This window comes from Anaerostipes sp. CAG:276, from assembly GCF_000432215.1.
Classification (GTDB): Bacteria; Bacillota; Clostridia; order Lachnospirales; family Lachnospiraceae; genus Anaerostipes; species Anaerostipes caccae.
Genome location: NZ_FR889178.1, coordinates 77,728 through 81,021, shown reverse-complemented (window position 1 = coordinate 81,021; position 3,294 = coordinate 77,728). Strand labels below are relative to the sequence as shown.

3 protein-coding genes and 1 pseudogene are annotated in these 3,294 nt (G+C 46.2%); all 4 read left to right on the top strand.

Going from position 1 to position 3,294, the window contains the following annotated elements:
* Window positions 1-16: 16 nt before the first annotated feature.
* Complete coding sequence (bioB, locus tag QVP35_RS03655; protein WP_009290451.1) at window positions 17-976, top strand: biotin synthase BioB; 960 nt, start codon at window positions 17-19, stop codon at window positions 974-976.
* 12 nt (window positions 977-988) lie between these two features.
* Entirely contained in the window at window positions 989-1,543 is a 555-nt protein-coding gene (locus QVP35_RS03650) for a biotin transporter BioY (RefSeq protein WP_009290452.1), read from the top strand.
* A 112-nt stretch (window positions 1,544-1,655) separates the two neighbouring features.
* Window positions 1,656-2,570 carry an ABC transporter ATP-binding protein gene (locus QVP35_RS03645; RefSeq protein WP_009290453.1) on the top strand — a complete coding sequence of 305 codons (915 nt, stop codon included), beginning with the start codon at window positions 1,656-1,658 and terminating at the stop codon, window positions 2,568-2,570.
* Window positions 2,564-3,294 (top strand): annotated as a pseudogene (locus QVP35_RS03640) (ABC transporter permease); the annotation flags it as partial. The gene QVP35_RS03645 and the pseudogene QVP35_RS03640, both read left to right, overlap by 7 nt.

The following is a 3,294-nucleotide window of genomic DNA, read 5'->3' as shown; positions in this document are numbered from 1 at the left end:
AGAGAAAGGAGTTTATATGCTGGAGGAATTTACAAGACAGATCCTTTCAGGAGAACAGGAACAGATTAAAACAGAAGATGTATTGTTTTTGCTGGATGCAGATCTTGAGATGCTGTGCCGGTCGGCGGACAGGATCAGAAAGCATTTTTGCAAAGACCATGGAGATCTCTGCACGATCATCAATGGGAAAAGCGGAAAGTGCAGCGAGGACTGCAGGTTTTGTGCACAGTCATCCCATCACCGGACCCATGCGGAAGATTATGCGTTTCTTCCGGCCGAAGAGATCTTAAAGGACTGCCGGATGCAGGAGAGGAAAGGAATACATAGATACTCTGTCGTGACAGCCGGAAAATCCCTTGAGGGAGAAGATTTTTCAAGAGCTTTAAAGGCCTATCGTGTTATGTCTGAGCAGTGCAGTGTTTCCCTTTGTGCATCCCACGGATTTTTGTCTTATGATGCTTTTTTAGATCTGAAAAGGAATGGAGTTACACGATATCACTGTAATTTAGAGACATCAAGACGTTTTTTTTCTGAGATCTGCACGACGCATACATATGATGATAAGATCGCAAATATCGAGAGGGCAAAGAAAGCAGGCCTTGAGATCTGTTCCGGAGGGATCATCGGAATGGGTGAGACAGAGGAGGACAGGCTTTCTTTGGCCCTTGAGCTGGCAGGACTCGGAGTTGACTCGATCCCGGTCAATGTTCTTACGCCGATCAAAGGTACTCCTCTGGAAGGAAGAAGAAGGCTTAAGGAAGAAGAAATACTGAGAACGGTCGCAGTGTTCCGGCTCTTAAATCCAAAAGCAGAAATTCGTCTGGCTGCAGGGCGGAATTTGATGAAAGACTGCGGAAGAGAGGCGTTTTGTTCCGGGGCAAACGGAGCAATCACTGGTGATATGCTCACTACATCCGGCAACAGGGTGGAAGACGACAGAAAAATGTTTTTACAGCTTGGATTTTCATTGACATAAGGAGGAATAACCATGAAGAAACTAGAAACAAGGCAGATGACACTCATAGGATTGATGTCGGCACTCATGTGCGTTGCGGGACCGCTTTCTGTTCCGCTGCCGTTTACACCGGTTCCAATATCTCTGACAAATCTGATCATTTATCTGACAGCATTTGTACTCGGGTGCAAATCAGGTACTGTGAGTTATGTGATCTATCTGCTGCTTGGCACAGCGGGACTTCCTGTTTTTTCGGGATTTACGGGAGGCCTGTCCAAACTTGCCGGTCCTACGGGCGGATATTTGATCGGATTCATATTGACGGCTGCAGTCTGCGGGTTTGCAGCGGATCACTCCGGAGGAAAAAGGACCATACAATTTGCAGGAATGGTGATTGGAACGCTGGCAGCATATCTGTTCGGAACCGTTTGGCTCTGTTTACAGATGAACCTTACACCGCTCCAGGGCCTCATGGCCGGAGTCATCCCATATTTGCCGGGGGATCTGGTGAAAATGATACTGGCTGCGGCGATAGGAAACAGCATACGGCATACGGTGAAGCAAACGGCGTCGGCGTCTTCGCATTGATGAAAAGGCATGAAAATAATTTTTTCATGCCTTTTTGTTGACAAATTATTTGTACTATCGTATTATTGTATTAAAAGATCAGTACAATAATACGATAGTACAAGGAGGATATATGGATACGATTGTGAAAGCAGAGGAGATTACAAAATCCTTTGGAAAACAAATAGCAGTGAGAAATGTCAGTATGGAAGTAAACAAGGGAGATATTTACGGATTCATCGGGGAGAACGGTGCAGGGAAGACTACCATGATCCGGATGATGGCAGGACTGGCCAAACCCTCCTCCGGCAGACTTTCCCTGTTCGGTTCCGGTGATCTGGTGAAGGCCAGAGAGAAGATCGGGACAGTGATTGAATATCCGGCGCTGATGCCCGGTATGACGGCCAGAGAGAATCTCATGGTGGAGATGAAGCTCAGGGGATTGAAGGATCCGAAAAAGATTGAAGAAGTTCTTATAAAGGTAGGGCTTGCAGACACCAAAAAGAAGAAGGTGAAAAATTTTTCCCTTGGTATGAAGCAGAGGCTGGCGATCGCCATTGCACTTTTGGGCGATCCGGAATTTTTAATTTTGGATGAACCTACCAACGGGCTTGATCCGGTTGGAATCCGTGAGATCAGAGAGCTGATCCAGGAGCTGAATCAGGAACATCACATCACGGTTTTGATATCAAGCCACATTTTGGGAGAGTTATCGAAACTGGCTACCAGATACGGTATCATCCACAAGGGCGAACTGATCCAGGAATTTACGGAAGAAGAATTAAACAGGCAGAGCCAGTCCAGTCTCACGGTAAAGATGCCGAAGGAACAGCGGGAGAAGGCGTGCAGAGTTATGAGAGAGCAGTTTTCAGCCAGAGAATTCCAGATGGTTGGAGAAGAAGAACTGAAGGTCTACGGATTTTTAGAAAAGCCAGGGAAAGTCAATCAGGCGCTTATGCAGGAAGGAATCCAGGTAGAAGAAATCTTCGTAGAAAACATGGATTTGGAAAAATACTTTTTAAGAGCAGTGGGAGGTGCGGCATGTTAAATTTAATTCGGGCAGATGTTTATAAATTGTTAAAATCAACGTCATTTCGTGTGTGCGGAGTGCTGTTTCTTTTGCTGGCGGGATCTGAAAATTTTCTTTATCATCTTGTGGAAAAAATGGGCGGCGGTACTGGGACGCAGACGACGGTCCTTTCAAGGATACAGGGGACAGATACCTCTTATCTGATTCTGCTGGCGATCGTTATTTCCCTGTTCATCGGAAGTGAATATACCTATGGAACCATTAAAAACCTGGCATCAAAGCATTACGAGAGGAATGAAATCTTTGCTTCCAAGTGGATCGTGAGTGTTCTGCTGGCAACGGTTTATTTCGCGGTGAGCATCGTAATTGTGGGAATCACCGCTGCGTTTTACTGGAAAACCGGAGATTTGAGCGGGAATGTTATAAGCAATACCGCAGGCTTTTTGTTCACAAAATATATTCTGGTCCTCAGTATCACTTCTCTGTATGTCATGGCCGCCTTTGTAATAAGGAAGACACAGTTTGTCCTTCCGGTTGCCATCATTGGGCTGGACGTTATCGGAACCATTGCATTATATGGCGATATGGGACTCACAAAACTATTGGGGCATACGGTGCAGCTGTCAAAATACTGGCCGGGCAACATGCTGTCTATGATCATTCAGAGCGGCGCACAACATGCTGAACTTCTTCCGGGGGTTTTAACCGGACTTGTATTTCTTACTGCGGCTGCGGCCGGGGG